The following is a 22,445-nucleotide window of genomic DNA, read 5'->3' as shown; positions in this document are numbered from 1 at the left end:
AGGGAGGTGTTTGCCCCCGCCCTCACTGGCTCGCCCAAATGATCCGCGCCATCCAGGCGACATCCGCCAGCGGGATGCTGCGGTCGGGATGGGCGCGGTTGATCGACAGCAGTTCAATCTTGGTCGCCGTCTCGCGGATCAACTGCTTGGCCATCACCTCGCCGCCCTTGGTGCGGACGACGACGCGGTCGTTGCGGCGGATCTGTGCGGCCGGCGAGACGATGATGGTGTCGCCGTCGCGATAGACCGGCTCCATGCTGTCGCCGGAAATCTCCAGCGCATAGGCATGCGGGTCGCCCAGGCTGGGGAACAGCAGTTCATCCCAGCCGCTGCCGGCGGGAAAGCCCGCATCGTCGAAATAGCCGGCCGATCCGGCCTGGGCATAGCCGATCACCGGAACCCGTTGCAGCGGGGTGGTGCCGGCGCCGTCGCCGACCAGCGACACGAATTCCGACAGCGAGGCGCCGGTGGCGTCCAGCACCTTGGAGATGCTTTCCGTCGACGGCCAGCGCAGCTTGCCGTCGTTGGTCGTGCGCTTGCTCTTGTTGAAGGTGGTCGGGTCCAGTCCGGCGCGCCGCGCCAGCCCGGAGGCGGAGAGCCCGTGCTGTGCCGCAAGGCGGTCTATGGCCCGCCAGATGTCCGTGTGTTTCAGCATGGGACGATAATCTCATAAAGCGGCGACAGCGTCCCTAGGAACTTTTTCATAAAACTATTGACCGCGAGCGGCGAGCGGAACATAACGCAAACGGATGGTGCGGCTGCGACGCAGGTCCGGCGCCTTCCTTTTCAAAAAATCCGAAGCCGCAAGGAGACCAGCATGCTGCGTCCGGCCGCCCCCGCTTTGCCAGCAACCAGCATTTCCCGGACCGTTCCGCTGAAGCCGGAGCCCTACAGCGTCGATGGCGAACCCTTTGCCGACGCGGAGGAGGCGTGGTTCTGGGCAGTGCAGGCGCATGAGGCCAAGGCGGCCGGGGCGCGGATCATTGCCGGCTGCGGGCAGGTCGCACGGCCCTGCGAGCCGCAGGACCTTCTTCAGGTGGTCGACCGCCTGTACCGGGCGCGCAAGCTGATGCGCGACCACCTGCATGTGTTGGTCCATTACGGTCGCCGCCAGAGCGCGCCGGACCCGGAGCGCTTCCGTGAACATCGTGCCCATTTGCTGTGGCAGGAGGCGTTCACCGTGATCGCTCCGGCGCTGCGAAAAAAAGGCATTGCACGATGAGCACCACCCCCTGGAGCGCAGCCTGGATCGTCTATCGCGGCGAAGCGCCCTTGTGGTGGCTGCGGTTGCTGAAGCCGGGCTTCCGCCACTGCCTGGCCCTGTTGACCGACGGGCGGCGCTGGGTGGCGGTCGATCCTTTGGCCGGCTTCACCGACATCGCGGTGCTGGACCTGCCCGCCGACTTCGACCTGCCGGGCTGGTACCGCGCCCAGGGGCTGATGGTCGACGCCGCTCCGCTGCGTCGCCCGGCCGGCCCCGCGCCTTGGGGGCCCTTCACCTGTGTCGAGGCGGTCAAGCGCCTGATCGGCCTGCGCGCCCGCCGGGTGCTGACCCCCTGGCAACTGCACCGCCACCTGACCGGAGGAGACCGCACATGCCCGCATCCGCAGCCGTGAAACCGCCCGTCCGCAGGAAGGGCGAGTTGTCGGAACCCGAGGCATTGCTGGAACGCTACCGCGTCGCCCGCGACCGGCGCAGCGTGTGGGAAAGCCATTGGCAGGAATGCTACGACCACGCGCTGCCCAATGGGAGGCCCTTCCGCGGCGGCGGCACGCCGGGCGAGCGCCGGGTCGACCGGCTTTTCGACGGCACTGCTCCCGACGCGGTGGAACAGCTGGCCGCCAGTCTATTGTCTGAACTGACGCCGCCCTGGTCGCGCTGGTTCGGCTTCCAGCCCGGCCCCACCCTGACCGGGGCGGAGCGTGACCGCGTCGCTCCGCTGCTCGACCGCGCCGCCGGGATCGTCCAGGCTCATTTCGACCGCTCCAACTTCGCGGTGGAGATCCATCAGGCCTTCCTCGACCTCGTCACCGTCGGCACCGCCAGCCTCTTGATGGAGGAGGCCGCCCCCGGCGCCCCGTCCAGCCTGCGCTTCACCGCTGTGCCGCTGGCCGAGGCGGTGCTGGAGGAGGGGCCGGACGGCCGGCTCGACGCCACCTTCCGCCGCAGCGAGGCGACGCTGGCGCAAATCCTCCAGCGCTTCCCCGGCGCCGAGCTGCCGGACGAGCTGCGCAAGCAGGCGGCCGAGGATCCCGACAGCAGGTTCCCTCTGGTCGAGGCTGTGCTGCCCGACGGCACGGCCTATCGCTGGGGCGTGGTGCTGGACAGCGGGCTGGCCGAGCCGTCCTGGCTGGCGCAGGGGCGCTTCGCCCAGTCGCCCTTCGTCAATTTCCGCTGGCTGAAGGCGCCGGGCGAGACCTATGGCCGCTCTCCGGTGATGAAGGCACTGCCCGACATCAAGACCGCCAACAAGGTGGTGGAGCTGGTGCTGAAGAACGCCTCCATCGCCGTCACCGGCATCTGGCAGGCGGATGATGACGGGGTGCTGAACCCCACCACCATCCGGCTGGTGCCCGGCACCATCATCCCGAAGGCGGTCGGTTCCGCCGGGCTGACGCCGCTGGCCAACCCCGGCCGGTTCGACGTGTCGCAGCTGGTGCTGGACGATTTGCGCGGCCGTATCCGCCATGCGCTGCTGGTCGACCGGCTGGGGCCGGTGGAGTCGGCGCGGATGACCGCGACCGAAGTGCTGGAACGCTCGGTCGAGATGGCGCGGCTGCTCGGCGCCACCTATGGCCGGCTCCAGGCGGAGCTGATGACCCCGCTTGCGCTGCGGGCGGTATCGATCCTGCGCCGGCGCGGCGAGATCCCTGACATCACCGTCGACGGCCGGCTGGTGGAGTTGCAGCACCGTTCCCCGCTCGCCCAGGCCCAGGCCCAGCGCGACGTGCAGGCGACGCTGCGCTGGCTGGACAGCGTCAAGGCGCTGGGACCGCAGGCGGAGGCCACGGTGGATGCGGCGGCGACCGCCCATTGGCTGGGCGAGGCCTTCGGCGTGCCGGCCAAGCTGATGCGGGCGGAGGTCGCCGCCGCCGGGAGCGATGCCGGCCCTTCCACCGCTGGCCTTTCCACTGGCGGTGGCTCCAATGGCTGACCACCCGACGGTCGAGCAGGCCGGCTGGGACTGGCTGGAAGCGTCACCTCCCTGCGGTTCGGATAACGCCACGGCGTCGGAGGGCGATCCGGCGCCCAGCTTCGCCCGCTGCTTCGCCGGAAATGACGGGGTGCGGGTGCTGGCGGTGCTGCGGGCGATGACGCTCGATCGCGCGCTGGGGCCTGACGCGCCGGAGGCGGCGCTGCGTCACCTCGAAGGACAGCGCCAACTGGTCGCCACCATTCTCGCGCTGGTCACGCGCGGGCGGACAGGATGACCGGCGGTGCTTCCACCCCTTTCCCTTCCTTGCAGGAGTTGATGATGGCCGACACTCTGCTGACCGAATCCGCAGCCGCCCCCGCCCCCGCCCCCGCCCCCGCCCCCGCCCCCGCCCCCGCCCCCGCCCCCGCCGATGCGGCTCCGCCGCTGCCGATCCCGGAGAAGTTCCGCGATCCCAAGACCGGCACCCTGCGCGTCGAGGCCCTGCTGAGATCCTACCTGGAGCTGGAACGCCGCCTGTCGTCGCAGGGCCAGCCGCGTCAGGCTCCGCAGGACGCCGCTTCCGAGTCGCCCTCCGAACCCGCCCCCTTCGATCCGGCCAGCCTCGACCCCGCGCAGCTTCGCCGCCTGTTGGGGACGCCGGAGACGCCGGACGGCTACAGCATCGCCTGCGGTCATGGCCTGTTCCAGCCCGACCCGGAGATCAACGGCCGCCTGCATCAGGCCGGCTACACCCCTGACCAGGCGCAGCTTCTCTATGATCTCGCCGCCGAGCGGATGATCCCGCTGATCCAGACCATAGCCGCCGAATTCCAGGCGGAGCGCGAGGTCGAGCGGCTGGTCGCCCGCTTCGGCGGCGAGGAGCGCTGGCGTGAGGTGTCGCGGCAACTGCTGGCCTGGGCCGGCAAGACCCTGCCGCCGGCCGCGGTGGAAGGGCTGGCGACCACCTACGAAGGTGTCATGGCGCTTTATGCGATGATGACCGGCAGCGAGCCGGTGGCCCTGTCGATGGCGGGCAACCGGTCGGGCGGCGGCGAGGGCGAGGCCGAACTGCGCACCCTGATGCGTGACCCGCGCTATTGGCGGGACCGTGATCCGGCGGTGATCGCCCGTGTCACCGAGGGCTTCCAGCGCCTTTATCCCAGCCAGGGGTGAGCAGGGGTGGGATGAACCGGTCCTGGCCGCCATCCCTGCGGCACGAAGGCCATCAGGGGATCGGCGGCCGGACCAAGGGCAGGCCAGGGACAAAGCGCCGCAGCATGCAACCTTCGTATGGGTTGGACAGGGGTCTGTTGCGCGTGCGAAGAAAAATTGAATTGCACGATTGAAACGAAGTCGTCACCTTCCCCTTCGTATGACTAACCGTCCGTTTACCGAACGGACAAGAGAGCGACGCCAAGCCCCATGACGCTGCGCCGCAAGATTCGCTGGCTGACCTGGATCGGCCTGATCGGCTGCCTGATGGCGGCGATCCCCGCGCTCTACCTGCTGCGGCAGGGCATGATCGCCGAGCGGGGGCAGGTCGCCGTTGCCCTGGTGGATTCGGCGGGTCTGCTTCTGCGCGATCTGGAACGGTCGGCGATTTCCGGTGCGATCTCCGGCGACGAGGCGCGCGACCGGGCGCGGACGGCGCTGCTGGCCCTGTCGGCCAAGCCCTTTCATGTCAGGATTTTCACGGACGGCGTCATCCCCGATGGCTGGCCGGCCATCGACCGCGCCGTCACGGCGGAGGGACGGTTCGAGCCCTGGGGCTGGGCGATCGCCGCCGCCGGCGACATCGGCGACCTCGACCGCGATTTCCTGGTGGAGGCGTCGGGTTTCCTGCTGTTCCTGGTCGCCTTGCTGGTGGTGAGCTGGCCTGGGGCGATGTTCCTGTCGCAGCATGTGGTGGGGCCGCTGGAAGCGCTGTCGGACCGCATGCGCCTGCTGACGGAGGGGCGGACCGACATCGACATTCCCGGCTGCGACCGCCGCGACGAATTCGGCGCCATGGCCCGCGCCATGGAGTTCTGCCGCCGCGCCGCCATCGCCCTGATCGAACGGGACGAGCGGCTGGCCGGCATCATGAACAATGTCGGCGAGGCGATCCTGCTGGTCGATGCCCGCGGCCTGATCGAAGAGCACAACCCCGCCGCCGTCGCCCTGTTCGGCGCGGCTGCCGGAGAACTGCGCGGCCGGCCGCTGTCCAGGCTGTTCACCGCCCCCGATCGCGCGCGGATCGACTCGCTGCTGGCCGACATGGCGGCGGAGGCGGATGTGCCCGAACCGGTGCGGGTGGAGGCGCTGGGGATCGAGCGCACGGGAACCGGCGAACGGATCGACGCCTCGCTCAGCGTGTCGCCGCTGGTGGTGCAGGGGCGGCGCGGCTTCGTCTGCGCGCTGGCCGACGTGACCGAGCGGCTGCGCCACGAACGCGAACTGATGCGGCTGGCCACCCGCGACCGGCTGACCGGCCTGCCCAACCGGGCGATGATCGAATCACTGCTGGAGGCGGCGGTGGAGCGCAGCCGCCGTTACCGGCGTCCCTTCGCCGTGTTGTGCCTGGACCTGTCGCGCTTCAAGCTGATCACCGACACGCTGGGCCATCAGGCCGGCGATGCGCTGCTGCAGGAGGTGGCACGGCGGATCGTCGCCTCGGTGCGGGCCGCCGATCTGGTCGGCCGGATCGGTACCGATGATTTCGCCGTGGTGCTGGAGGAAATCAACGACGCCGACGAGGCGGCGATCATCGCCGGACGAATTTTGGATGCCTTCGACGCGCCGGTCACCCTGCCGGGTTGCGAGCATTATGTCCGCCCGGCGGTCGGCATTGCCGTCTACCCGACCGACCTCGGCGGAGAAGGCGCTACGGATGGCGACGACCCGCAGGCGCTCCTGCGCGCGGCCGAGACGGCGCTCTACGCCGCCAAGCGGATGGGGGGCCGCCGTCACGCCTTCTTCCGTCCCGAACTGGCCGAACAGGCGCGGCGGCAACTGGCGCTGGACGGCGATTTGCGGGCGGCGCTGGCGTTGAAACAGTTCCGTCTGCATTACCAGCCCAAAGTGTCGCTGATCGACTACTCGCTGGAGGGGTTCGAGGCCCTGCTGCGCTGGGAGAAGCCGGGGCAGGGTTTGGGGCAGGGCATGATGATCCCGCCCGGCGAGTTCATCCCGGTGGCGGAGGAGACCGGCTTCATCGTCCCGCTCGGCGACTGGGTGCTGGACGAGGCCTGCCGCCAGATGCGGGAATGGCTGGATGCGGGAATGGAGCCGGTGCCGGTCGCCGTCAACATCTCACCCAAGCATCTGCGCAACCGCAGCGCCGAGGATTTCCGGCGCATCATCGATCGCCACGGCCTGCCGCCCGGCCTGATCGAACTGGAGATCACCGAAGGCGCGGTGATGCAGGACCTCGACCACGCGCTGGCCGTTCTGGCGGCGTTGAAGGCGATGGGCATCCGGGTGGCGGTGGACGATTTCGGCACCGGCCATTCCAGCTTGAGCTATCTGAAGCGGCTGCCGATCACCACGCTGAAGATCGACCGCTCCTTCATCAACGGCGTGCCGAACGAGCGCGAGGATGCCGGCATCGTCTCCACCATCATCGCCATGGCCGACATGCTGGGCCTGCATGTGGTCGCCGAAGGGGTGGAGAAGACGGAGCAGGCCAATTTCCTGCGCCACCACAACTGCACCCAGGTCCAGGGCTGGCTGACCGGCCGCCCGGTGCCGGCCGACGCCGCCTGCCGCCTGCTGATGGAACGGCTGCGGCAGGGGGAACTGGGGGCTGCCTAAAGTGCGATCGCTTCAGACAGAATCGTCTGAAGCGTGAATCGCACGAAAAATCAAAAAACCGGCGCTTCGCCCTCTGGCATCCTCTTCCGCCGTGGGCGGGGGACCGTCAGTTCGGCCAGCGTGACCGGGCGGAAATTCCAGACGTCGACGCCGACGTCGATCTGCCGGGGTTGCGGCTTCAATTGGCCGTGGCTGTGACCGTGCAGGTTCAGCGCCTTGCGGTGCATGCCATTCCAGGTGCGGAAGGCATAATGGCACATCACCAGATCGACGCCGTCCAGCGTCAACTCGGCGTAATGCCCGACGCTGGCCCAGCCGGGCAGCACCAGCGTCGCCGGGCCGTCGTTGTTGCCGGCGATCAGATGCTTAGTGCCGTTCAGCCGGCCGAGCAGGGCGGCCATTGCGTCGGGCTTCATGTGCAGGGCGAAGTCGCCGAGGTGCCAGACCTCGTCGTTCGGGCCGACGGTGGCGTTCCAGTTCGCCTCCATCACCGCGTCCATCTCGGCGGTGGAGGCGAAGGGGCGGCGGAAGCGGCCGCGGGCGCCGCCATGGCCGAAATGGGTGTCGGAGGTGAAGTATACGGTCATCGACCGGTCAACGCCGGCGCGCCGCGGGCGGTTCCCACACCGGGGTCCCGCTACCGGCGCGCCGGCGGCTCCGCGCTCAGTGCTTGTGGTTGTCCGCCGCCGGGTCGAGGAAGCGGTGCAGGTGGACGATGTAGTAGCGGGTGTGGGCGTCGTCGATGGTCTGGCCGGTGGCGCCGCGCCATGCCTTGTAGGCCTCGTCATAGCTCGGGAAGATGCCGACGATGTGCAGCTTCGACGGATCGACGAACTGGTCCGTGTCCGGACGCACGAGTTCGCCGCCGAACACGAGGTGGAGGAGCTGTTTGTCGGGCATGGCGAGGTCCTTATCAGCGGGATGATTGGGGAGTTGTGGCTGTCTTTGCGCCGGCAGGCCGGCTGATGCGTCGCATTCTCATATCCGTCGTCCGGGCGGCGCTTCAAGCCTGTTGACACGTCCATCGGCCTTTGCCACCACGGAACCGTGGCGTTTTCAGGATCAGTATAAAGAATCCGTCCATTTGCCGCAGATGACGGGGGCCGAAAACACGGCCGAACACTGCAAGGATCGAGCGATGGCAAGTGGTCATACCGCGACTCGGGAGAAACACGGCCGTGAGCTACGGGTCTGGGACCTGCCGACCCGCCTTTTTCATTGGGCGCTGGTCGCCGCGGTGGCGGTCGCGATTCTGTCGGCTGAGTTTGGTGTGCTTGCCGTTCATATGTTGGCGGGTGAAACAGTTCTGATTCTCGTGCTGTTCCGTATGGTCTGGGGTGTGGTGGGCAGCCAGACCGCCCGTTTCGCCGATTTCGTCAAGGGACCGCGGGCGATCCGCGACTATTTGAAGCGCTCACGCGCGGGCGGAGAAGCCGCCTTCACCCTGGGCCACAACCCGCTGGGCGCGCTGATGGTGGTGACGCTGTTGCTGATGCTGCTGGTCCAGGCCGGCAGCGGCCTGTTCACCAGCGACGACATCCTGATCGATGGTCCGCTGGTTCCGCTGGCCTCCGGCGCCACGGTGGCGCTGCTCAGTTCGCTGCACCGGCTGCTTGCCAACGGCATCTTCGTGCTGATCGGGCTGCACGTGGCGGCGGTGTTCTTCCATCTGCTGGTCAGGAAGGACAATCTGATCCGCCCGATGGTCACCGGCCGCAAAATTCTGCCGGCACGGCTGTCGGCGGCGGAGCCGCGCCGTGCCCCGGCGGCGTTGGCGCTGGCGATCCTGGCGGCGTCGGCCGGGCTGGTCTTCCTGGTGCTGCGCGCCGCCGGCTGATCTCGCGCGGCATATGTCATTGGTTGTGTGCGACAATGGGTCGTCTGGGGCTGTGCGGTTTCTAGTTTAGAATGACTCCAGATTGATCCGCACCACACCTTGACGAACCAATGACGCCGGCCCGATTTCCGGGATCGATCAACCTTTGCCTGATTGAAGCTTCAGGCTGCGGTGAGGATGTCGGCCGGCCGGGGGACCGCCAGTCATGCACGCACAAACCGGAGAACGCCCGACCGCAGCGCTGAAAGGCCTGCTGGTCACTGCCACTGCCGCCCTGAGCATCCTTGCCGCGACCGCCGGCGCAGCACCGGCTGCCGGCGGTGACGCTCTGATGGGCCGTGCGCGCGAGCTGTTCAAGCCGCTGCCCGCCACCTTGCCGGTGGTCCGCGACAACGCGGTCACTCGCGAGAAGATCGACCTGGGGAAGATGCTGTTCTTCGATCCGCGCCTGTCGGCCAGCGGCATCTTCTCCTGCAACAGCTGCCACAATCTCGGATTGGGCGGTGTTGACGGGCTGGAGACCTCGGTTGGTCACGGCTGGCAGAAGGGGCCGCGCAACGCGCCGACCGTGCTGAACGCCGTGCTGAACGTCGCCCAGTTCTGGGACGGCCGGGCGGAAGACCTGAAGGCCCAGGCCAAGGGGCCGATCCAGGCCGGGGTGGAGATGAACAGCACGCCCGACCGCGTGATGGCGGTGCTGAACAGCATTCCCGCCTACAAGGTCAAATTTGCCGACGCCTTCCCGAACGAGAAGAACCCCGTCAGCTTCGACAATGTCGCCATGGCAATCGAGGCGTTCGAAGCGACGCTGACCACTCCCGCCGCGCCTTTCGACCAATATCTGGAAGGAAAGGCCGACGCGCTGACCGATATGCAGAAAGCCGGGCTGGAACTGTTCATCGACAAGGGCTGTGCCGGTTGCCACAACGGCGTCAATGTCGGCGGCCACGACTATTTCCCCTTCGGCGTCGTGACCAAGCCGGGGGCGGAGATCCTGCCGCCGGGCGACAAGGGCCGTTTCGCCGTCACCAAGACCGCCGACGACGAATATGTCTTCCGCGCCCCTACCCTGCGCAACGTGGCGTTGACTGCCCCCTATTTCCATTCCGGCAAGGTGTGGGACCTGCGTCAGGCGGTCGCGGTGATGGGGTCGAGCCAGCTTGGCGCCGCCCTGTCCGACCAGGAGATCGACAAGATCACCGCCTTCCTGACCGCGCTGACCGGCCAGCAACCGCGCGTCGACTATCCGCTGCTGCCGGCCAGCACGCCGGCCACGCCGCAGCCCGTCTTCAAGTAAGGAACCGCCCGGGAAGAGGCCCTTGCCCACGGCGGTAGGGGAGGGCTTTTTCTTTGCCGGGCCGGCCGCTTATTCGGAGCGGTAGCGCTGGTGACAGGCCTTGCAGCTGTCAGCCATGGCGCCGAACGCCTTGCCTGTCGCGGCCTTGTCACCGGAGGCGGCGGCGGTTTTCAGCGCCTGGGCGGAAGCCTGGAGGCCCTGTGCCTTGGCGGTGAAGTCCGGGAAGTTGGCCCAGATCACTTCCTTGGCCGCCGTCTTGCCCTTGTTGGAACCGGGCGGGAACAGGCTGGGGATCCTGGCGGCGAAGGCGTCGATACGGTCGGTGACCGGGCCGACGGCGGCGAGGTCGCCCTTCCCCACCGCGTCCTTGATCTCGCCCATCGCCTTCTTGAAGTCATCGAACCCGGCCTTGCGGGTCTGGATCACATCCTGGGCCAGGGCAACGCCGCCGGTCAGCATCAGCGCGGCCGACGCCGCAAGCACCATACGGGAAAACACGGTTCTCATTCCTTCGCTGAACTTTGCCCCAACACCAGACCTTACACACCGCTCTGCCAAAGCTGTCAAGTGAAGCAGCCATGACGAAATCGCGCCGTCATGGCGTTCATTTGTGCGGTGATAAATAATGCTGTGGAGGACCAGGGGCGGGATTTGCCGCGGGCGCGCGTTTGATCCGTGGGTGGTTGGAAATACCCGCGGCTGCGCCCCGGTACGGCGCAGCCACAGGGCGGAAAAACCGCCCAACCGCACGGTTTTCACCGCCCGACCGGCCTTGCAACCGGGGTAGAGCGGAAGTAAGGTCCGGCCTCGCGCCTTCCACCCGGAGGGGCAGGCGTCTCGACGACGTCTCCGCCACACCGTCTCCATAGCCCTGAGGGGGCCCGCTGCCATGTCGATTATCGCGTCCCGTCTCTCGCGCATCAAGCCGTCGCCGACCATCGCCGTGACCAACAAAGCCCGCGAACTGAAAGCGGCCGGTCGCGACGTCATCGGCCTGGGTGCCGGCGAGCCGGACTTCGACACCCCCGACAACATCAAGGCCGCCGCCATCAAGGCGATCGAGTCCGGTGACACCAAATACACCGCGGTGGACGGCACGCCCGCTCTGAAGAAGGCGATCTGCGCCAAGTTCGAGCGCGAGAACGGCCTGAAGTATACGCCCGAGCAGATCACCGTCGGCGTCGGCGGCAAGCAGGTGCTGTACAACGCCCTGATGGCGACGCTGAACCAGGGTGACGAGGTTGTCATCCCGGCGCCCTACTGGGTCAGCTATCCGGACATGGTGGAACTGGCGGAAGGCACGCCGGTCTTCGTCTCCTGCCCGGCCGAGCAGGGCTTCAAGCTGCAGCCCGCCGACCTGGAAAAGGCGATCACGCCGAAGACCAAGTGGCTGATCCTGAACTCGCCGTCGAACCCGTCGGGTGCGGCCTACACCCGCGCCGAGATGAAGGCGCTGACCGACGTGCTGGTCAAGCACCCGCATGTCTGGGTCATGACCGACGACATGTACGAGCACCTGCTGTATGACGGCCTGGAGTTCGTCACCCCGGCCCAGGTCGAGCCGTCGCTGTACGACCGCACCCTGACCGTCAACGGCGTGTCGAAGTCCTATGCGATGACCGGCTGGCGCATCGGCTATGCCGGCGGCCCGAAGGACCTGATCAAGGCCATCGGCGTGATCCAGAGCCAGTCGACCTCCAACCCGACCTCCATCGCCCAGGCCGCCGCCGTCGAGGCGCTGAACGGTCCGCAGGACTTCATCGCGGAGCGTGCCGAGGCCTTCCGCCAGCGCCGCGATCTGGTGGTGTCGATGCTGAACCAGGCCAAGGGCCTGAGCTGCCCGAAGCCGGAAGGCGCCTTCTACGTCTATCCGTCCTGCGCCGGCACCATCGGCAAGACGACCCCGGACGGCAAGGTGATCGAGACCGACGAGGATTTCGTCACTTACCTGCTGGAGTCCGAAGGTGTGGCCGTCGTCCAGGGTTCGGCCTTCGGCCTCGCCCCGCACTTCCGCATCTCCTACGCGACTTCGACGGAAGCGCTGGAAGAGGCGTGCAAGCGCATCCAGCGCGCCTGTGGCAACCTGCGCTGATCGCCGCCGCGGTGATGGGATAAGAAAAGGGCCGGCGCCTCAGGGTGCCGGCCCTTTTCGTTTGGGGGCTTTACTTCGCCGCCAGCATCCTGTCGATGGCGCCGAGCGCGAATTTCAGCACCGCTTCGTCGGACAGTTTGCCATCCTTGATCTTCTCGCCGACGCCGCCGACGACCACCTGGGGGCCGGCCAGCAACTTGGCGGGAAGCGCCAGCAGCGTGTCGTTCACCTGCTGGTGCGCCCGCACGCCGCCGGTGAAGGCCGGGGAGTTGGAAATGACCAGCACCGGCTTGCCGATCAGCGCCGACTTGCCATAGGGGCGCGAGGCCCAATCGAGCGCGTTCTTCAGAACGCCCGGCATGCCGTAATTGTATTCCGGCGTGACGATGACCACGCCGTCGGCGTCCGCAATGGCCTGACGGAAGCCATGCACCTCCGCCGGGGCGTCGGGTGTGTCGATGTCCTGGTCGTAGAGCGGCAGGCGCAGGTCACGGACGTCCATACTGACGTCGGCCGGCAGGGCGTCCCGCAATCCGCGCAGGATGGCCAGTGAGTTGGAGTTGCTGCGCAGGCTGCCGGGCAGGCCCAGCAGTTTGGCACGCACCGTTGCATCGGTCATGGAGCGGTTGCCTTTCCTCTGTTTGTCCAGTGTCTTGTAACCGGGGAGCTTAACGGGTCGCTTCCCGTTCCGGCCCATTCACTGGATAGCACGGCGCTGAAATGGTCGGTGCAGGTCCAGCTTTCCAACAGGGCATGGCGGAATTGTCGTCAGGAGGGGATGGATGGACAGCACCGCCCGTTGTGACCATCTTGGGCTCTGACTGTTGATGGGCTGGATGACTACCTACTTAGAGGGCACACAAAGGGTGGGCGTGCGACCGTGTGCGTCCATCGGCTTTGGCCTTTGGCACAGGCGGCTTGGAATCGGGGAGGCGACATGGCGACGCGGCGATTGGATCGGGACGACCACGTCCGGAAACATCTGGCTCTGATGCTGCAGGAATGGCAGGAGATGACCGGCCGCGACATGGCGACCGCCACCGCCGACCAGCGGCTTCAGCACTGCACCACGCTGCTGATCGACCTGCTGGGCGAGGCGGAACGGGCAGACGAAGCCGCCATGACCGAAGCCTGAAGGCGAGAGCGGCCCCGGTAGCGGAGCCGCTTCTGCCCGACACCGACGTCCTTACTGCGGTGCCATGCGGATGGCGCCGTCCAGGCGGATGACGTCGCCGTTCAGCATCTCGTTCTCCAGGATGTGCTGGACGAGGCGGGCATATTCCTCCGGCTTGCCGAAGCGCTTGGGGAAGGGAACTGTCGCGGCGAGACTGTCCTGAACCTCCTGCGGCATGTTCAGCAGCATCGGCGTGCCGATCAGGCCGGGGGCCACCGTCATCACGCGGATGCCGTGGCGGGCGAGGTCGCGGGCGGCGCAGATGGTCAGCGCGACGATGCCGCCCTTCGATGCGGCATAGGCGGCTTGGCCGATCTGCCCCTCATAGGCGGCGACCGAGGCGGTGTTGACAATGACGCCGCGCTCGCCGCTGTCCAGCGGGTCCAGCTTCGCCATGTCGGCGGCGGCCAGACGCAGGATGTTGAAGCTGCCGATCAGGTTGACCTCGATCACCGAGCGGAAATTCTCCAGGGGCATCGGACCGTCGCGGCCGACGATGCGCTGGGCGGGTGCGATGCCGGCGCAGTTCACCGCGATGCGGGCCGGGCCATGGGCGGAGCGCGCCTGATCGAGCGCCCGCTCGGCCGAAGCGCCGTCGGTGACGTCGCAGACCAGACCCAGCCCGCCGATCTCGTGCGCGGTCTTCAGCACCGCATCCTCGTTGACGTCCAGTACGGTCACCCTGGCGCCGAGCCCGGCCAGATGACGCGCCGTCGCCGCCCCCATGCCCGAGGCGCCGCCGGTGACGACGGCGGACAGACCCTGGATGTTCATGGCATCTCCTCCTTAATTGCGGCCGGTCGCCCCCGGCGCCGGCCTTGTGTCCAACAGGGTGCGATCGCACTTGTTGTTTACCAGATGGCCGGCGCACCATACCACACCGTATGGTGAGGGGCATCATGCCGACGAGGATGCCGTCTGCCGTTTCTGAAAGGGGCCGTTTTCCGAAAGGGCCATCTTCAAAGGGATTTGAACGTCCATGACCGCATCGTCCGTCTCCCCCTCCCTCGGCCCCTCCCTCGGCCCCTCCCTTGGCCCCGCCACCGCGCTGACGGTTCCCGATCCCGACCGGGTCGAGCGCGACGAACGGCTGGTCCGCCGCCGCTTCTGGCAGAAGCTGCGCGCCAATCTGCATCGCGTCCCGTTTTTGGAAGAGCTGTTGGCCGCATATTTCTGCGCGACCGATCCGGCCACTCCCTACCGGGCGAAGGCGATCCTGCTGGCGGCGCTGGCCTATTTCGTGCTGCCGTTCGATGCGGTGCCGGACTGGCTGCTGATCGCCGGCTTCACCGACGACGCGGCGGTGCTGGCCGCCGCCGTGCAGACCGTGCGGACGAATCTCACTCCGGTCCATTGGATGCGGGCGAAGCAGGCCCTGCGCGCCGAAACCGGAGGTGCCGAAACGGGTGGTGGGGAAACCGGACAGACCGATTGACCCGCCCGCGCCTACGCCCCGCCCACCTACGCCTTTGCCGCCTTGCGACCGTCCGCGGCATCGCGGTGCATGGTGTATAGGGCGGAGCCGGCGATCACCAGGGCGCCTGCCCAGCCCCACAGATCCATGGTCTGGCCGAAGACGATCCAGGCGACGATGGCGGTGAAGGGCAGCCGGGCATAATCGTAGGGCATCATCGCCGAGGATTCGGCCAGCGCCAGCGACTTCGTCATCGCCAGTTGCCCCAGGGTCAGCAGACCGCCCAGCAGCGCCAACCCGCCCAGCACGCTCCAACTGGGCCAGGTCCAGACGAACAGCGCCGGCACCAGCGCCATCGGGGTGACCAGCAGGCCCAGAAAAGTGACGATAACCAATGCGCTGTCCCTGCGGCTGAGCAGCCGCATCTGCAAGATCGCGGCGGCAGCGGCGATGCAATGGACGAACAGCGCCAGAAAAGCCGCATCGACCGGCGCCGCCCCCGGTCTCAGCACGATGGTCACGCCGGCAAAGCCGACGCAGACTGCGGCCCAGCGCCGTGCCCGCACCCGCTCGCGCAGGATCAGCGCCGCCCCCGCCGCAACGAACAGGGGGATGGCGAAGCTGACCGCCGTCGCGGTCGGCAGTGGAATCCGGGAGATCGAGTAGAACCAGGCGGTCATGGCGCAGAGCGTGGTCAGCGCCCGCGTCACATAGGGGCCCAGCCGCCGTTCCGTCAGCACAGACCGGCAGGCGGGGGCGCCGGACGTCAGCGCCCAGGGCAGCATCCACAGCAGGCTGAACAGGTTACGGAAAAACACGACCTCCAGCGGGTCCATCACCGTCGAGGCCCAGTGCACCGCCGTGTTGCCCATCCCGAACAGCAGCGCCGACAGCAGCATGAAACCGGCACCGAGCAGAAGCTGGTTCGAGGGTGCCCGCAGTTGGGGGCTGGCGTCCACGGAAGAGGCGGAGACGGTCAAGATCAATCGTCCCTGGCAAGCCGTTGGCGGATGGTCCGGTCTGGCTCGCAACAGGTGGCGTTAGCGCAATCATCGATGCAATCGAGACATCTGCGGTCAAGCCACCTGCGGCCAGCGCCGCGGCGACGATCCTCCGGAGAAAATCTCTCCAGCGCAAGCAAAATACGTAAATAGAAATTAATCATACTACCGTATGGCGGGTAGTGACTGCGCCTGTGCTGAATTTACGGTTTTCGTCTATGTGGCGGCTATTCCGGGCTGCCGCTGTCGAAGGTGCGATGCGGCAGGCTGATGGTGAAGCGCACGCCGGGACTGGTGTTTTCCACCGTCAGGCTGGCGCCCAACTGTCTGGACAGGGTGTGGATCAGCCGCATGCCCAGGCTGCGGCTGCGGCGCCAGTCGAAATCGGCCGGCAGCCCGACGCCACGGTCGCCGACGATCAGCCGCAGCGCCTCGTCGTCCCGCCGCAGCCCGACGAAAATGACGTTGGCCGCTCCTCGGGCCGGCTCCGCCGTGCCCGCCTGTGGCCCGGCCATTGTGCTGGCTACGGTGGCGGCAAGCGGCCGGTAGGCGTGCTTGATGGCGTTCATCACCAGCTCGTTGGCAAGCAGGCCCAGCTGTACCGCGTGGTCGGTCGGCACCTCCAGCGGCTCCACCACCAGCTCCAGCCGCCAGTCGCCGCCTTCGGAGCGGGCGGAGCGTTCCAACTCCCGGCACAGCTCGGTCAGATAATCGTGGAAGGGGATGAAATGGACGTCGTCCACGCGGTAGAGCAGCCTGTGGATGTCGGCGATCGCCTGGACGCGCCGTCCGGCTTCCAGCAGATGGTCGCTCAGTTTCGGGTCGCCGACCGCCTGGCTCTGAAGGCTCATCAGACTGGACACCACCTGCAGGCTGTTCTTGATGCGGTGGTTGGCCTCCCGCATCAGCAGGTCCTTCTGCGCCAGCACGGCGTCGCGTTCGCCGATGGTCTTTTCCAGCGAGGCGGTGCGTTCGCGCACCCGGCGCTCCAGCTCGCGCTGCACCTGCCGCGCGGCGCCGGCCTGCCGGAAGCCGAAGACCGACAGGGCGGCCAGCGCCATGGCCGCCGCCGCCGCCAGCCCGGCATAGGGTGCGATCACCCGCTGCCAGGACACCAGCACCGGCGCCAGATCCAGCCGGACAACCACGTGAACCGGCCAGCTGTCGACCCGGCGGTGGGCGACGATGCTGGTGTCGTCCCGGGCGACGCCGCCATCGGGCTGGGCCTGGATCGCCCGGCGGGTGGTATCGGACAGGGGAGCCGGTTCGGCGGGTTCGGCAGCCTGGGCCGGCTCGCGCACCAGCACGTCGAGGCTGCCTGCCCGCACCAGGATGGTCACCGGCTCGTGCGGGACGTCCAACTCCTTGTAGAAGCCGGACAGGTAGGACGGATCGATGGTGACGGAGGCGATGCCGCGGAAGCTGCCATCCCGGTCCGACAGCCGGCGGCTGAGCAGGAAGGTCGCCTTGTTGGTCACCCGGCCGATGATGCGCGGGCCGATATGGGGTTGGTCGATGCCACGGCCCTGCTGCGCGTTGCGCTGATGGAACAGGAAGATCTCACGGTCGGACGCATTGGAGTAAGGGGCCGGGAAGGCCGCTGTCGTCAGCCGCAGCAGCCCCGTCGCATCGTTCAGCCAGACGGCGTCCAGGAAGGGCAGCCGGGCGCGCTGGGCGTTCAACCTGTTCCACAGGGCGCGCGATCCGGCGACCTCTTCCCACGGCCGGCCGGCGCTTTCCTGCGCGGCATATTCCACCAGCAGGTCGGCGGCATCGAACAGGCGGGCGGCATGTTCCGCCAGGACGCGGACGGCAGCCCGTGCCCGCTCCTGCGCCCCGTCGACCGCGCGCTGGCGCGACTGCACCCCGACCACCACGGTGACGACGGCGAGGAACAGGAAACCGCAGGCGGCCAGCCAGCCGATGGCGGCCTCCAGCCGCGGCTTGCGGAAAGGCTGCGCGCCGTCCGCAGCGGTGCGTCCGGAGCCGGCGGAATCATCGGAGAACGGGGGGAGGGCAAGGCCATTCAATCGGCCGTTCCTTTTCCCTTCGGTGCAAGCCGCCACGCCGGTTGTCGGTTGGGCGGGAATCATCGTGAAACAGTAGCGCAGGACAGTTTGTCCGTAACCTCATCTTTCGGAGACCCAAGCCTAAGCTTCGCTCCATAAGGCCCGGTTCAGCGGATCGAATCGTTGTGCAGCACCATTTCCGTCGCCAGCCGGGCGGCGCACAGATCGGCGAGCGCGGTGCCGACCGACTTGAAGAGGGTGATCTGGTCGTAGAAGCGCCGGCCGGCCCGTTCGCCGCGGCCGAGTTCGAACAGGTCGCCGGCGATGTCGTCTGGGGTCAGCACGCCGGAGGCCACCGGCTGGGCGATGTCGCCGGCCTCTGCCGGGGTGCGGTCGCGACTGTCGACGAAGACGCGGGCGCGGCGGATGCACTCGTCATCGACTTCGCGCATCTCCGGCGTCACGCCGCCCAGCAGATCCAGATGCTGGCCCGGTTGCAGCCAGTCGCCGCGGATCAGCGGGTCGCGGGCCGCGCTGGCGCAGACGATGATGTCGGCGCCGCGCACCGCCCCTTCCAGGTCGGCGGTCGCCTCGATGCGGAACTTCGGCCGGTGGAAGCGGGCGGCGAGCTTGCGTGCCTTCTGGGGATCGCGTCCCCAGACCAGCACATGCCGGAGGGGGCGCACGGCGGTGTGGGCCTCCACCAGTTCCAGCGCCAGCGGGCCGGTGCCGACCACCAGCATCCGCTCCGCATCCGGCCGGGCCAGATAGGAGGCGGCGAGGGCCGAGGATGCTGCGCCGCTGCGCCGGCCGAGCGTTGTGGAGGAGTCCATCAGCACCTGCGGCACGCCGGTCTTCCCGTCGACCAGCAGATAGACGCCCTGGCTCTGTGGCAGGTCGCTGCCGGCATTGTCGGGAAAAACAGTGTCGATGCGCACGCCGATCGTCTGATTCACCTGCCAGGCGGGGGCAATCAGCAGGGCGGCGTCGCTGGTGCCGTAGGTCTCGACCCGATGGCGGTGGGCCGGCGGGGTTTCCACGCCGGTGCGGAAGGTCTGCCGCAGGCGCTCGACCAGCATGCGGTGGTGCAGAACGGATCGAAGCTCGGCGCCGCTGACGGTGCGCATGGACTCCCTCCCGCCGGCCGGCAAACCCGATCCGCCCTATACGGACGGACCTTTGTGACTGGTGACGCTTAGAGTGCGATCGGTTCAGACGAAATCGTCTGAAGCGTGAATCGCACGGAAAATCAATGTCTAGGGTCTATCAGATGCTTCAGTAAGCATCTGATAGACCCTAGTGAACGGTCGGCGCCGTGCCCTGGGCGGCCGGAACCGGCAGGGTGGAGCCGGGCAGCGTGCCAGCCGGGCCGGAAACCGGACGGGTGCTTTCGGCCAGACGCTTTTCGGCGGCGGCGGCGCGGGCCTGCGCCTCCTTCAGCTCGCGTTCAAGATACAGCACGCGGTTGCCTTCGCGGCGGGCGCGGCGGCGATGGCGGCGCTGGCTGTTCCAGACGACGAAGCCGCCGGCCAGGAAACCCACCACCAGCGCGATCAGGGTTGCCAGATACACCGGCGTTTCGAGCGTGAAGGGCAGCGGCCACAGCGACAGGGTCACGATACCGCGGTTGGAGATCGCGAACAGGATCGCGACGAGGGCCACGGGAATGGTGACGATCCAGGAAAGATGGCGCAAGGCAAAGGTTCCTTAGAGTGATACGGCCGGAATACGGCGCTGAGACATGGCCGGGCCGGCGCTCACTCCGTGTTCAGACGCTCGCGAAGCTGCTTGCCGGTCTTGAAGAAAGGGATGCATTTCTCGCCGACGTCAACCGATTCTCCGGTTCGGGGGTTGCGACCCGTGCGCGCGTCCCGCTTCTTGATGGAGAAAGCGCCGAAGCCGCGCAGCTCCACCCGGTCGCCGCGCGCCAGCGCCTCGGTGATCTCGTCGAAGATGGTGCCGACGATCTTCTCGATGTCGCGCTGGTACAGGTGCGGGTTCCGCTCCGCCAGCCGTTGGATCAGTTCCGACTTGGTCATGATCGTTGACGTTCCCCCATTCGATGCGGGGCGCTTATGGTCGGGCTGCGCCACGCTTGGACAGCAGCGTGCCACCGGCCGCATGAGGCGTCAAGCCCCACCCGCGGAGCTAAGCCGTTACGACACAATCGTTTTTCCGGACGGTGGAAGGCGCTCTTCCACCAATGAACATCTTCCGGCCAAGGTCGGCGGCGGCAACCTCCGGCATGGAACGTGACGGAAATTTGAAACCAATCAACGGCTTCGCGAAAGAAACCCGCTACCGGTTCAGGCTCCGCTCAGCCGCGTTCCTTCGAGGATGGCGCCCTCCAGCACGGCCGAGGAGCGGTCGCAGCCGGTCAGGTCGGCCAGGGTCAGGTCGCTGCCCTTCAGGTTGGTCTGGCTCAGCGAGGCGCCGGCCAGCCGCGCCCGCACCAGCGACGCGCGCATCACCTTTGCCCCGGCGCTGACCAGCAGCATGCCCAGGTTGGCGCCGTCCAGCCGGCTGTCGATCAGGATGGCGCGGTCCAGCTTCACCCCGCGCAGATCGGCGCGGCTGAGATCGGCGGACCGCAGGTCGGCGCCGTCGAACTGGGCGGCCTGCAACTGGGCGCCGTTCAGACGGGCATGGCGTAGCCGGGCGCCGCTGCCCTTCGCCAGGGTCAGGATCTTGCCCGTCAGGTCGGCCCCTTCCAGGTTCAGCCCGGTCAGGTCGAGTTGACAGCCCTGCTTGCCGCTGGTGCCGAGCCAGATCATGTGCTGGCGCAGCATGCTGTCCAGCTGGTCCACCGGCAGGGCCGGCAATTCGGCGGCGGCGGTCTCCTCCGGCTCTGGTTCGGGCGCCGGGGACTGGTACGGCGCCTGCCGGGCGGCCTGGGCCTGCTCGTCGGTGCGGATCGCCAGTTCAAGCCCGGCCTCGTCCAGGCTCGCCCCCTCCAGGATGGCGCCGCGCAGATCGGAGCCATTGAGGTCGGCTCCGCGCAGATCGGCGCCGGAGAAGTTGGCGTCGCGCAGGTCGGTGCGGTCCAGCCGGGCGCCGGCCAGCCGGGTGTTGGTGAAGTCGGCCGCCCGCGCGAAGCTGCCCGACAGCTTGGCCCGCGCCATGTCGGCGTTGGTCAGGCGGGCCGACGCCATGTCGGCCGGTCCGGGGTCGAAGCCCACCACCTTCAGTTCGCCGGCGCTGTTGCGGTTGACCATGCTGCCGTCGCGCAGGTCGACCTCCACCATGGTGGCGCCGTCCAGCTTGGCGCCGCGCACGTTGGCGCCGCGCATGTCGGTACGGAACAGCCTCGCCTCCGACAGGTCGGCCCCGCGCAGGTCGGCGCCATAGAGATCGGCATGGTCAAGCACCGTTCCGCGCAGGTCGGCGTCGCGCAGGATGGCGCCGGCCAGATGGGCGCCGGTCAGGTTGCGGCCGGTCAATGACAGGCCTGACAGGTCGAAGAAGGGTAGATTGGCGCGGGCGCCGTTCGGACGCCCTTCGGCGAATCGGACATGGCGCTCGCACACGCGGTCGAGCTGGTCCTGGGTCAGGCGGATGCGGGATTTGCCGTCTTGCGCCATGGCCGGTCACGCGAACAGGGCGTCGATGTCGGCCTGGGAGATCGCGCCTCCGCCATCGCCGCCGCCCGGATCGGCAGGCGGCGGCGGGGGCGGCGGGGCCGGCTTCGCGACAGGTGGAGGCGGTGGCGGAGGAGGGGGCGGTGGCGGGGAGGGCGCCACGTCGGCGGGCAACGGCTCCGCCCGCTCCGCCACCTCCGGCACGCTGTCGAACAGTGCGTCGATGGCGTCCTGGCTGACCTCCGGTCCGCCCAGCTGGGGGCCGTTCAGCAGATGCGCATCCGGTCGGGTATCGCCCAGCTTGCGGTGGGAGGAGACCTCGCCCGATGCGTTCTGCTGGGTATCGGCGGCGGTCAGCCGGTCGACGCCCCAGATCTCGATCATCGTGTTCACGCGCTCTTCGATGTAGCGCAGCGTGTTGACGACCTTGGTGGTGCGCTGGCCAGTGATGTCCTGGAAGGAGCAGGCGGTCATGATCTCGATGCACCACGCCTCGACCGCATCGATCCGTTCGGCCAGATCGGCGTCGTCGCGCGGGATCGACATGGTGATTTCCTGAATCTTCTCCGTCGCGTTCAGGATGTCGGTGGTGGCGCGTTCGGTCGCGGCGACGATCTCGTCCAGTTCGCCGGTCGCCGCCTCGATCCGGTTCGATCCGGTGTCGGTCGCCTTCAGGGCGGCGATGTCGCTGCGCGCCTCGCGCACCACCTGGGTGATGGCGGTCAGTTCCTGCTGGATGCGCGGGTCGCCGCCGGGGACGAAGGAGGTGAAGGCGCTGGACGAGGTGCCGCTCAGCCGGTCGACCTGGGTCTCCAGCTTGTCTACCAGCCGATGGAACTCGTCGGAGGCGACGACACGGCTGCGCCGGTCGCGCATGCGCAGGAAGGCTCGCCCCCGCGCGGTCTGCGACAGGGCCTCCTCCATCTGCAGATACTCTTGCTCGCTCAGTTCGAGCAGTGACCCGCCGCTCATCGCGCTCAACCCGTTCTCGACAGCCACGCCTTCCCGGCAAGTCCGGGGTGCTGCGTCGACCTTGTCCTATAGCATCGAATTTCTTTACCGGGAGTTTCTGTCACGTCGGCGTTATCCTCGATCCTGACGGACCAAGGCGGGC

General features: G+C 67.9%; 24 protein-coding genes. 11 read left to right on the top strand and 13 right to left on the bottom strand.

What is annotated here, in order from left to right:
* Positions 1 to 22: 22 nt before the first annotated feature.
* Positions 23 to 655: a S24 family peptidase gene (locus tag J2848_RS08920; RefSeq protein ID WP_149229360.1), complete on the bottom strand. Its 633-nt coding sequence runs from the start codon at positions 653 to 655 to the stop codon at positions 23 to 25.
* A 162-nt stretch (positions 656 to 817) separates the two neighbouring features.
* Here J2848_RS08920 and J2848_RS08915 point away from each other — a divergent pair, with 162 nt between their 5' ends.
* The 6 genes from J2848_RS08915 (at position 818) to J2848_RS08890 (ending at position 6,929) form a co-directional block, all read left to right on the top strand.
* Complete coding sequence (locus tag J2848_RS08915) at positions 818 to 1,222, top strand: hypothetical protein (protein ID WP_149229361.1); 405 nt, start codon at positions 818 to 820, stop codon at positions 1,220 to 1,222.
* Positions 1,219 to 1,617: a hypothetical protein gene (locus J2848_RS08910; RefSeq protein WP_149229362.1), complete on the top strand. Its 399-nt coding sequence runs from the start codon at positions 1,219 to 1,221 to the stop codon at positions 1,615 to 1,617. Before J2848_RS08915 ends, J2848_RS08910 begins: the two co-directional genes overlap by 4 nt.
* A complete protein-coding gene (locus tag J2848_RS08905; RefSeq protein ID WP_246193604.1) occupies positions 1,596 to 3,155 on the top strand; it encodes a portal protein in 1,560 nt (519 codons plus the stop codon). Before J2848_RS08910 ends, J2848_RS08905 begins: the two co-directional genes overlap by 22 nt.
* Positions 3,148 to 3,432: a Bbp19 family protein gene (locus J2848_RS08900; protein ID WP_149229363.1), complete on the top strand. Its 285-nt coding sequence runs from the start codon at positions 3,148 to 3,150 to the stop codon at positions 3,430 to 3,432. The genes J2848_RS08905 and J2848_RS08900 overlap by 8 nt, the downstream gene beginning before the upstream one ends.
* 44 nt (positions 3,433 to 3,476) lie before the next feature.
* A complete protein-coding gene (locus tag J2848_RS08895) occupies positions 3,477 to 4,310 on the top strand; it encodes a capsid assembly protein (protein WP_211103044.1) in 834 nt (277 codons plus the stop codon).
* 249 nt (positions 4,311 to 4,559) lie between these two features.
* On the top strand, positions 4,560 to 6,929 hold the full coding sequence (locus J2848_RS08890) for a putative bifunctional diguanylate cyclase/phosphodiesterase (RefSeq protein ID WP_149229364.1): 2,370 nt from the start codon (positions 4,560 to 4,562) through the stop codon (positions 6,927 to 6,929).
* 50 nt (positions 6,930 to 6,979) lie between these two features.
* Here the strand turns inward: J2848_RS08890 and J2848_RS08885 are convergent, their stop codons facing one another.
* Both J2848_RS08885 and J2848_RS08880 read right to left on the bottom strand, forming a co-directional pair.
* Positions 6,980 to 7,516, bottom strand: a complete 537-nt coding sequence (locus J2848_RS08885; RefSeq protein ID WP_149229365.1) for a metallophosphoesterase family protein — start codon at positions 7,514 to 7,516, stop codon at positions 6,980 to 6,982.
* 76 nt (positions 7,517 to 7,592) lie between these two features.
* Positions 7,593 to 7,829, bottom strand: a complete 237-nt coding sequence (locus tag J2848_RS08880; protein WP_149229366.1) for a DUF4170 domain-containing protein — start codon at positions 7,827 to 7,829, stop codon at positions 7,593 to 7,595.
* A gap of 238 nt (positions 7,830 to 8,067) precedes the next feature.
* On the opposite strand from J2848_RS08880, the gene J2848_RS08875 reads away from it, so the two are divergent.
* Positions 8,068 to 8,766 carry a cytochrome b/b6 domain-containing protein gene (locus tag J2848_RS08875; protein WP_149229367.1) on the top strand — a complete coding sequence of 233 codons (699 nt, stop codon included), beginning with the start codon at positions 8,068 to 8,070 and terminating at the stop codon, positions 8,764 to 8,766.
* 205 nt (positions 8,767 to 8,971) lie between these two features.
* Positions 8,972 to 10,063 (top strand): cytochrome-c peroxidase, encoded by a 1,092-nt coding sequence (locus tag J2848_RS08870; RefSeq protein WP_149229368.1) that lies wholly within the window; start codon positions 8,972 to 8,974, stop codon positions 10,061 to 10,063.
* Positions 10,064 to 10,132: 69 nt separating this feature from the next.
* Here the strand turns inward: J2848_RS08870 and J2848_RS08865 are convergent, their stop codons facing one another.
* A complete protein-coding gene (locus J2848_RS08865) occupies positions 10,133 to 10,570 on the bottom strand; it encodes a c-type cytochrome (protein ID WP_149229369.1) in 438 nt (145 codons plus the stop codon).
* A 382-nt stretch (positions 10,571 to 10,952) separates the two neighbouring features.
* Here J2848_RS08865 and J2848_RS08860 point away from each other — a divergent pair, with 382 nt between their 5' ends.
* Complete coding sequence (locus tag J2848_RS08860) at positions 10,953 to 12,155, top strand: aspartate transaminase (protein ID WP_149229370.1); 1,203 nt, start codon at positions 10,953 to 10,955, stop codon at positions 12,153 to 12,155.
* Positions 12,156 to 12,225: 70 nt separating this feature from the next.
* Here J2848_RS08860 and J2848_RS08855 read toward each other — a convergent pair whose 3' ends face one another.
* Positions 12,226 to 12,774, bottom strand: coding sequence for an NADPH-dependent FMN reductase (locus tag J2848_RS08855; protein WP_149229371.1), 549 nt, complete (start codon positions 12,772 to 12,774; stop codon positions 12,226 to 12,228).
* A gap of 318 nt (positions 12,775 to 13,092) precedes the next feature.
* Here J2848_RS08855 and J2848_RS08850 point away from each other — a divergent pair, with 318 nt between their 5' ends.
* Positions 13,093 to 13,290: a hypothetical protein gene (locus tag J2848_RS08850; RefSeq protein WP_149229372.1), complete on the top strand. Its 198-nt coding sequence runs from the start codon at positions 13,093 to 13,095 to the stop codon at positions 13,288 to 13,290.
* A gap of 51 nt (positions 13,291 to 13,341) precedes the next feature.
* Here the strand turns inward: J2848_RS08850 and J2848_RS08845 are convergent, their stop codons facing one another.
* The gene (locus J2848_RS08845) at positions 13,342 to 14,103 is read right to left on the bottom strand and encodes an SDR family NAD(P)-dependent oxidoreductase (RefSeq protein ID WP_149229373.1); all 762 of its coding nucleotides are present in this window, start codon (positions 14,101 to 14,103) and stop codon (positions 13,342 to 13,344) included.
* Positions 14,104 to 14,308: 205 nt separating this feature from the next.
* Between J2848_RS08845 and J2848_RS08840 the strand changes: the two genes are divergently transcribed.
* A complete protein-coding gene (locus tag J2848_RS08840) occupies positions 14,309 to 14,764 on the top strand; it encodes a YkvA family protein (RefSeq protein WP_149229374.1) in 456 nt (151 codons plus the stop codon).
* 26 nt (positions 14,765 to 14,790) lie between these two features.
* On the opposite strand, the gene J2848_RS08835 is transcribed toward J2848_RS08840, so the two are convergent.
* The 7 genes from J2848_RS08835 to J2848_RS08805 all read right to left on the bottom strand — a co-directional run bounded on the left by J2848_RS08835 (position 14,791) and on the right by J2848_RS08805 (position 22,330).
* Positions 14,791 to 15,723, bottom strand: coding sequence for a DMT family transporter (locus J2848_RS08835; RefSeq protein WP_246193605.1), 933 nt, complete (start codon positions 15,721 to 15,723; stop codon positions 14,791 to 14,793).
* A 248-nt stretch (positions 15,724 to 15,971) separates the two neighbouring features.
* Positions 15,972 to 17,774, bottom strand: a complete 1,803-nt coding sequence (locus J2848_RS08830) for a sensor histidine kinase (RefSeq protein WP_149229375.1) — start codon at positions 17,772 to 17,774, stop codon at positions 15,972 to 15,974.
* Positions 17,775 to 17,920: 146 nt separating this feature from the next.
* Positions 17,921 to 18,880 carry a bifunctional Delta(1)-pyrroline-2-carboxylate/Delta(1)-piperideine-2-carboxylate reductase gene (lhpI, locus tag J2848_RS08825; RefSeq protein ID WP_149229376.1) on the bottom strand — a complete coding sequence of 320 codons (960 nt, stop codon included), beginning with the start codon at positions 18,878 to 18,880 and terminating at the stop codon, positions 17,921 to 17,923.
* A gap of 169 nt (positions 18,881 to 19,049) precedes the next feature.
* Positions 19,050 to 19,448 (bottom strand): lipopolysaccharide assembly protein LapA domain-containing protein, encoded by a 399-nt coding sequence (locus J2848_RS08820; RefSeq protein ID WP_149229377.1) that lies wholly within the window; start codon positions 19,446 to 19,448, stop codon positions 19,050 to 19,052.
* A 62-nt stretch (positions 19,449 to 19,510) separates the two neighbouring features.
* Positions 19,511 to 19,792, bottom strand: a complete 282-nt coding sequence (gene ihfB / locus J2848_RS08815; protein ID WP_085090428.1) for an integration host factor subunit beta — start codon at positions 19,790 to 19,792, stop codon at positions 19,511 to 19,513.
* 267 nt (positions 19,793 to 20,059) lie between these two features.
* Positions 20,060 to 21,334, bottom strand: a complete 1,275-nt coding sequence (locus tag J2848_RS08810) for a pentapeptide repeat-containing protein (protein ID WP_149229378.1) — start codon at positions 21,332 to 21,334, stop codon at positions 20,060 to 20,062.
* Between the two features lie 6 nt (positions 21,335 to 21,340).
* Entirely contained in the window at positions 21,341 to 22,330 is a 990-nt protein-coding gene (locus J2848_RS08805) for a protein phosphatase CheZ (RefSeq protein ID WP_246193607.1), read from the bottom strand.
* Between the last annotated feature and the right edge of the window lie 115 nt (positions 22,331 to 22,445).

Source organism: Azospirillum lipoferum (assembly GCF_024170005.1).
In the GTDB taxonomy this organism is placed as follows: domain Bacteria; phylum Pseudomonadota; class Alphaproteobacteria; order Azospirillales; family Azospirillaceae; genus Azospirillum; species Azospirillum lipoferum.
This window is presented reverse-complemented; position numbering and strand designations above follow the sequence as displayed.